The 7376-nt window shown below is 69.7% G+C and carries 7 protein-coding genes; 6 read left to right on the plus strand and 1 reads right to left on the minus strand.

From position 1 onward, the window contains the following. The 4 genes from AC27IO_RS18145 to AC27IO_RS18160 form a co-directional block, all read left to right on the plus strand. Nucleotides 1-359, plus strand: a 359-nt coding sequence (locus AC27IO_RS18145; protein ID WP_498740026.1) for a LysR substrate-binding domain-containing protein, incomplete at its 5' end; no start/stop codon positions are given. A 71-nt stretch (nucleotides 360-430) separates the two neighbouring features. Continuing rightward, on the plus strand, nucleotides 431-943 hold the full coding sequence (locus AC27IO_RS18150; protein WP_284401145.1) for a sigma-70 family RNA polymerase sigma factor: 513 nt from the start codon (nucleotides 431-433) through the stop codon (nucleotides 941-943). Then, nucleotides 940-1944, plus strand: a complete 1005-nt coding sequence (locus tag AC27IO_RS18155) for a FecR family protein (protein WP_498740028.1) — start codon at nucleotides 940-942, stop codon at nucleotides 1942-1944. The genes AC27IO_RS18150 and AC27IO_RS18155 overlap by 4 nt, the downstream gene beginning before the upstream one ends. Before the next feature lie 85 nt (nucleotides 1945-2029). Beyond that, nucleotides 2030-4576, plus strand: a complete 2547-nt coding sequence (locus tag AC27IO_RS18160; RefSeq protein ID WP_498740030.1) for a TonB-dependent siderophore receptor — start codon at nucleotides 2030-2032, stop codon at nucleotides 4574-4576. 66 nt (nucleotides 4577-4642) lie between these two features. On the opposite strand, the gene AC27IO_RS18165 is transcribed toward AC27IO_RS18160, so the two are convergent. Further along, complete coding sequence (locus AC27IO_RS18165; RefSeq protein WP_284428499.1) at nucleotides 4643-5749, minus strand: LLM class flavin-dependent oxidoreductase; 1107 nt, start codon at nucleotides 5747-5749, stop codon at nucleotides 4643-4645. Between the two features lie 209 nt (nucleotides 5750-5958). On the opposite strand from AC27IO_RS18165, the gene AC27IO_RS18170 reads away from it, so the two are divergent. Then, complete coding sequence (locus AC27IO_RS18170) at nucleotides 5959-6627, plus strand: cysteine dioxygenase family protein (protein WP_498740032.1); 669 nt, start codon at nucleotides 5959-5961, stop codon at nucleotides 6625-6627. A gap of 5 nt (nucleotides 6628-6632) precedes the next feature. Continuing rightward, the coding region (locus tag AC27IO_RS18175) for a rhodanese-like domain-containing protein (protein ID WP_498740034.1) at nucleotides 6633-7376 on the plus strand (744 nt) is incomplete at its 3' end.

Consider the following 7376-nt stretch of genomic DNA (forward strand, 5'->3'; position numbering starts at 1 on the left):
CCTGGCTGGCCCTGCTCACCTACTACCAGCGCGAGGTGTCCCTCACCCGCGTGCCGGACGGCGCGGTGGAGCGCTTCGCCATCCACCCGCGCATGGGCACCGACAGCCTCTATGCCCTGCGCAGCGCGGCGCTGGCGGGCCTGGGCGCGGCAGTGGCCTCCGCCTGGGCGGTGGAGGCCGACCTGCGCCGGGGCCGCCTGCGGCACCTGGCGCCCGCGTGGCAGGCGGCGCCGCTGCCGGTGTACCTGGTGTATCCGCATGCCCGGTTCTATCCGGCGCGGCTGCGGCGGTTTCTGGATGCGATGCGCGCTACCTTGCCAACCTTGGCCGGCATGCGAGCGCCAGGTGGAGCCGGGTGACAGGGCCGGCCTACCAGGGCGAATAGAATGCGAATGGTTCGCATCCCTGCCCTCCGCCTTCGCTTGCCCACATGCCCACTTCACTGCACCCTGCGGCCGTCGCCACCGTTGACGCGATCTATCGGTCCCACCACGGTTGGCTTCTCGGTTGGTTCCAGCGGCGGCTGGGCAGCGCGTGCCAGGCGGCCGATCTTGCGCACGACACGTTCCTTCGCCTGATGGCGTCGCGCGATGTGGCGGCGCTGCGCGAACCGGGTGCTTTCCTGCGCACCCTGGCGCATGGCGTGGTGGTGAACCACTGGCGGCGGATCGACATCGAGCGTGCGTGGGCCGCGGCAGTCTCGGCTCAGCCTGAGCCGGTCACCCCGTCCCCGGAGGAGCGCGCGGTGGCGCTCGAGACACTGTGCCGTATCGACGAGATGCTCGATCGGCTCAATCCCAAGGCACGCAGCGCCTTCCTGCTATCGCAGCTCGACGGCCTGGGCTATGCCCAGATCGGCGAGCAACTCGGGGTATCGGAGCGGATGGTCAAGAAATACATGGCCCAGGCGATGCTGCAGTGTCTTTTGCTGGCAGGCGAATGACGGAGGCGGGGGAGGCGTCCCCCTCCTTCGAGGACCTGCAGCAGGCGGCAGATTGGTTCGCCGTGCTGCAGGGCGGCGCAGTCAGCGAAGAGGAACGGCAGGAATGGCAGCGCTGGCTGGACACCGGGCCCCGCCAACGTGCGGCCTGGGACCAGGTGCTGGCCGTGGCGGACGTCTTCGCCGGCGCTGCCAACCCTTTGGCGCGGCAGGTGCTGGAGCGCCGCCCTGCCGTATCGCGGCAACGGCGCACCGTGCGGCGCGCGCTGCTGGTGGCGCCCGCAGCGGTCCTTGCCGGCTGGACGCTGTCGCAGTTTGGCCCCTGGCGCGGATGGGTCGCTGCCTATCGGACCGACACGGGAGAGCAGCGCGCCGTCGCCTTGTCCGACGGCAGCGAACTGTGGCTCAACACGGCGACGGCCCTGGATGTCGATTACTCCGCCACGCTGCGCCGCCTTGTGCTTCATCGGGGGGAGGTGCTCATCACCTCCGGCCATGACCCTTCCAGTCCGCCAAGGCCCTTGGTGGTGGACGTGGCACCCGGAAGGCTCACGGCGCTGGGCACCCGTTTTTCCGTGCGCTACCAAGATGACGGCGGTGTCAGCGTGGAGGTGTTCGAGGGTGCGGTACGCGTGGCGCCCCGAGGCCGAGGCGAGCCGGTCGTCGTCCCTGCAGGGCGCGGCGCGCTGCTGCTTCACGACCGGGTGGACCTGACGCCAGGACAGGCAGGCGCGCTACCGGACTGGCAGCGCGGCATGTTGGTGGCTGACGGCATGCGGCTGGGCGACTTCATTGCCGAGCTGCGCCGCTACCGGCGCGGTTACCTGGCCTGCGCGCCGGAGGTGGTGGATTTGCGCATCGTCGGCTCCTACCCGCTCGCGGATACCGACCGCATCCTGTCGGCCCTGCAGGCCACCTTGCCGGTGCAAGTCCGCCAGCCCATGCCCTGGTGGACCGTGGTCGAGGCCCGCGCCAGTCCGGCCGCAGGAACTGCCGCGCGTTGATTTTTTGGGCAGCGGGGTTCCCCTTTCGCGGGTTGGATTGGCATACCCCATGCCGACCCAACTTTTTTCTGAACCCATCGCCACCATGCCTGCCTACCCGACCTTGCCACGCCGTCTTTCGGTTTCACCCCTGCTGCGCCCAGTGCGCCCCCGTGCGCTGCGGTTCGCCGCATTCGCGGCGGTGCCTCTCGCGGCCTGCATCGCGGCCATGCCGGTGCAGTCCCAAACCGCGGCGCCTGCCGCACGGGACTACGCCATCGCCGCCGGTCCATTGAGCACGGTGCTGAGCCAGTTCGCGGGCCAGTCCGGTATCTTGCTGTCGTCGAGCGCAGCGCTCACCGAGGGCATTGCCAGCGCGGGCGTGCGCGGGCGCCTGACCGTGGACGAGGGCCTGGCCCTCGCTTTGGAAGGCACCGGCCTGCGGGCTGTGGCGGCTCCCGGCGGGATCTACACCTTGCAACGCAGCGCACCCACTGCTGCCATGCCCGAAGTGCGCGTCACAGGCCAGCGTCCGGCAGCGAGCACTGCGACCCTGGCGCCGGTGACCGTCACCGCTGCCGCAGAGGTGGAGTCGGGCAAGGGGCCAGGCACCGGTTTCGTCGCACGCCGGGCCACCGGCGGTACCAAGACCGACACGCCGCTGATGGAAACACCCCAGTCCATCTCGGTCGTCACGCGCGGCCAGATGGAATCCCAGGGGGCCACCACGCTGGTGGAAAGCCTGCGCTACACGCCGGGGATCGTCGCGCAGTACGGAAACACCGATTTGCGCTACGACTGGTTCACCCTGCGCGGCTTCACCCCGCCGGCGCGCTACCTCGACAACCTGCGCCTTCCCTTCGGTGCGCGTGGCTATTCGCAGCCCCGCATCGAACCCTGGGGACTGGAGCGCACCGAAGTCGTCAAGGGACCGTCGTCCGTTCTGTACGGGCAAGCCGCGCCAGGCGGGCTCATCAACATGGTCAGCAAGCGCCCGACCGTGGTGCCGGTGCGCGAGATCGAACTGCAGGCGGGCAGCCACGAGCGCAAGCAGGCCGCCTTCGACCTCGGCGGGGCATTGGACGCCGACGGCGTCTGGAGCTATCGGCTGGTGGGCCTGCGCCGCGAAGCCGACACCTCGTTCGATGCGGTATCGGAGAAGAAAACCTACTTCGCTCCGTCACTGACGTTTCGCCCGGCGGATGCGACCCAGGTCACCCTGCTGGGCCAGTGGCAGTCCCTCGATTCGCCCGGCGGAGGCGGGGCACCCGCCCTGCCCGCTGCGGGCACGTTGGATACCAGCAGGTATGCCGCGCTGCCGACCCGCACCTTCGTCGGCGAGCCAGGCTTCGACCGCTACCAGAATCGGCAGCGCTTCGTCGGCTACGAAGTGGAGCACCGCCTTGCAAGCGACCTCACGCTGCGGCAGAACCTGCGTTACGGCAAGGTCACGGCAGAAACGCGCCGCATCCAGGCCTTCTGCCAGGGCGCCTGCAACCCCGCGGCCCTGGCACGCTATGCCTGGGCTTTTCCGGAAGCGGCGGACCTGTGGACCGTCGACACGCAGGCGCAGGCCGATTTCCGCACCGGCTCGGTGGCGCACACCGTGCTTGCCGGCATCGACTTTTCGGACGAGCGGGCGACCTATGACGAGAGCAACCTGCGTGTGCTTGCCAGGCCTTTCAACGCCTACGAGCCGGTGTACGGCACCGACAGCGGCGTGGTGCCGACGGTGGGCACCCATATTGAACAAAAGCGTCGCCAGGTGGGTGTTTATGCGCAGGACCAGATGCGGTGGCAGCGCTGGACCGGCGTGTTCGCCGGCCGATACGACCGGGCAGACACGGCCACCCGCACGCTGACCACGGCCACCGGCCGGTCGGTGGCCACGGACCAGGAAGACGGCCAATGGACCGGCCGCGCCGCGCTCATGTACACGTTGGACGGTGGCGTGGTGCCCTACATCAGCTACTCCACCTCGTTTCAGCCTGCGGCTGGCACCGACCGGCTCGGCGGGGTCTTTGATCCCACGACCGGGCGTCAGGCCGAAGTGGGCGTGAAGTACCAGCCGGAGGGATCGTCCGCCATGTTCACGGCCTCCGTTTACGAGCTGACCCAGCGCAATGTGCTCACGCCGGATCCGCTCAGCCGGTCGTTCAACGAGCAGACGGGAGAGGTGCGGGTGCGCGGACTGGAGCTGGAGGCGCGTGGCCCCCTCGCCCGGGGCCTGGACGCCATTGCGTCCTATGCCTACACCGACAGCCGCGTCACGCGTGCCAACGCCAACGCGGCCGGCACCAGCATCCAGAACAATCGGTTCGCCTTCGTGCCGCGGCAGCAGGCGGCGCTGTGGCTGGACTATGCCCTGCAAAGCGAAGACTTCGCCGGCCTGTCGGTGGGCGCGGGTGCGCGGCACACAGGCAGCAGCTATGGGGACAACGCCAACCTCTTCCTCGTCCCCAGCGTCACGCTGTTCGACGCCGCCATCCGCTGGGACCTTGGCCGGGTGCAGGCATCGCTCAAAGGCGTGCGGCTGGCACTGAATGTGGCCAACCTCACCGACAAGCGGTACGTGGCCTCGTGCATCGCATCCACGGGGTGCTACTACGGCGAGCGGCGCAGCGTCTATCTGACGGCGCGCTACAGCTGGTGATCCAGAACTGCGAGCGCGGTGGGCTGCCCTGAGCACACCGCGCTCGGAGACGCGGACACGACGGAATCAGGCCACCTTCAACGCCGCCCGATTGGCATTCACCCGATCCCGCTCGGCCACCTTGGCCCGCACCAGCGGCAACAGTTCGCGGCCGTACTCGATCGCATCCACCAGGGGGTCGAAGCCCCGGATCAGGAACGTGGTGATCCCTAAGTCGTAGTACTTGAGCAGCGCGTCGGCCACCTGCTCGGGCGTGCCCACGAGCGAAGTGGAGTTGGACCGCCCGCCGGTTTCGCGCGCGATGGCCGTCCACAGCCGCTCGTCCACGCGGTCGCCCTTGGCCGCATCGGCCAGCAGGCGCTGCGCACCCTCGCTCTGCTGCGGGCCGGTGCCGCGCGCGTGGCCCTGGGGCACGCCCAGGCGGCGGGTGGTTTCCAGGATCTGGTCCGCGCGGGCCCAGGCCTCTTCCTCGGTACGGCCCAGGATGGGGCGGAACGAGATGCTGAACTCGATGTGCCGGCCATGCTGCGCGGCCTCCGCGCGCACCTGGCGCACCAGGTCACCGGCCTGGGCGAGCGACTCGCCCCAAAGCGCATACACGTCGGCATGCTTGCCGGCCACCTTCAGCGCGGGCGCGGAGGCGCCGCCGAAGTAGATGGGTACATAGGGCGCCTGCAGCGGCTTGACCTCGGACGCAGCGCCTTTCACCTGGTAGTAGGTGCCGTGGTGGTCGAAGGGGCGGTCCTCGGTCCACACGCGCCGCAGCAGCGTGAGGTATTCGTCGGTGCGGGCATAGCGCTCGTCGTGGCCCAGGAAATCGCCGTCGCGCTGCTGGTCGGCATCGGAGCCGCCCGAGATGTAGTGCACCGCCACGCGGCCGCCGGTGTAGTGGTCCAGCGTGGCCAGCTGGCGCGCGGCCAGGGTCGGCGCCACGAAGCCAGGGCGGTGTGCCAGCAGGAAGGCGATTTTCTGCGTGGCCGAGGCGGCGTAGGCCACGGTCAGCAGCGTGTCGGGGCTGGTGCCGCTGGCCGGCACCAGGATGCGGTCGAAGCCCGCGTGCTCATGCGCCTGGGCAAAGGCCCGCACGTACGCCGGGTCCACGGCCGGGCCCTTGCGGGCGATGGTTTCTGACACCTCGTGCGGCTGGATCATGCCGATGAACTGGACACCCATGGAGACTCCTTGAAGGAACGTGAGACAGACAGCGAGCCACCGATGATGGGCATCGCGCCCACCCGAGCCAACGAAGAAAAACGCCTGTGGTCATTCGGTTTCTGCAAGGGGGCGCCGTCGGTCCGGGGCGCTGGGGGAAAGAAGAAAAACATGCATGCATATGAAAAACCCGCTTCCCTTGCCGGCGGCCGGGCTGGTGCAATGGCGGCATGCCAACCGCCCCCTCGCCCACCGCCCCCGTGAACAACCCGCCCAACACGGCCCGCCTGCGCCACTTCGTGCAGCAGATCGCCGCCCTGCTGGAGCCCCGCCCGGCAGAGCCCGACCTCCTCGCGCGCGGGAGCGCCCTGCTGGCCGACCTGGTCTCGCACGACGACTGGCTGCCGCAGGAATATGCCCAGCCCGATCCCGAGCGCTACCAGCAATACCTGCTGCATGCCGATGCGCTCGGGCGCTTTTCGGTGGTGAGCTTCGTGTGGGGGCCGGGCCAGGCCACGCCCATCCACGACCACACGGTGTGGGGCCTGGTGGGCATGCTGCGCGGCGCGGAGCTGTCGCAGGCCTACGGGCAGGACGGCGATGGGCAGTGGCAGCCCCGCGGTGCGCCCCATCGGCTGCAGCCGGGCGACACCGAAGCCGTCTCGCCCACCATCGGCGACGTGCACCGCGTGAGCAACGCGCTGGCCGGCGAGACATCGATCAGCATCCACGTGTACGGCGCCAACATCGGGGCCGTGCAGCGGTCGGTGTACCGCGAGGACGGTTCCGTGCGCCCTTTCGTCTCCGGCTACAGCAACGCCACCCTGCCCAACCTCTGGAACCAGCCGCTCGCCGGCCCGGCCTCCCACACCGCTTCCTCCGCCTGCGCCGCCCCATGAGTGCCATGACCGATACCACCGCCTTTGCCACCACCCGCCCCCAAGAGGTCCGCCAGGCCCTGCTCGACCAGCAGGAGATCGCACTGCTCGACGTGCGCGAAGAGGCCCCGTTCGCCGAAGGCCACCCGCTGTTCGCCGCCAACTTGCCCGCCGGGCGGATCGAGCTGGACGCCTGGACCCGCATTCCTCGCAGGACCACGCCCATCGTGGTGTACGACCACGGCGAAGGCCTGGCCGAGCCCGCGGCGCGCACCCTGCGCGCGCTGGGCTACACCGACGTGTCGCTCCTGGAAGGCGGCCTGCAGGGCTGGAAGGAGGCCGGCGGCGAGCTCTTCATCGACGTGAACGTGCCCAGCAAGGCCTTCGGCGAACTGGTGGAGAGCGAACGCCACACGCCATCGCTGCCGGCCGAGGAGGTGCAGGCGCTGCTGCAGGCCAAGGCCGACGTGGTGGTGCTGGATGCGCGCCGCTTCGACGAATACCAGACCATGAACATCCCGGGCGGCATCAGCGTGCCCGGTGCGGAGCTGGTGCTGCGCGCCCAGGCGCTTGCGCCCGATCCGGCCACGCGCATCATCGTGAACTGCGCCGGGCGCACGCGCAGCATCATCGGCACGCAGTCGCTGGTGAATGCGGGCCTGCCCAACCCCGTGGCCGCGTTGCGCAACGGCACCATCGGCTGGCTGCTGGCCGGCCAGACGCTGGAGCATGGCGCCGACCGCCGCTTCCTGCCGGTGCCGCCGGAGCAG

Source organism: Acidovorax sp. KNOB132 (genome assembly GCF_057541515.1).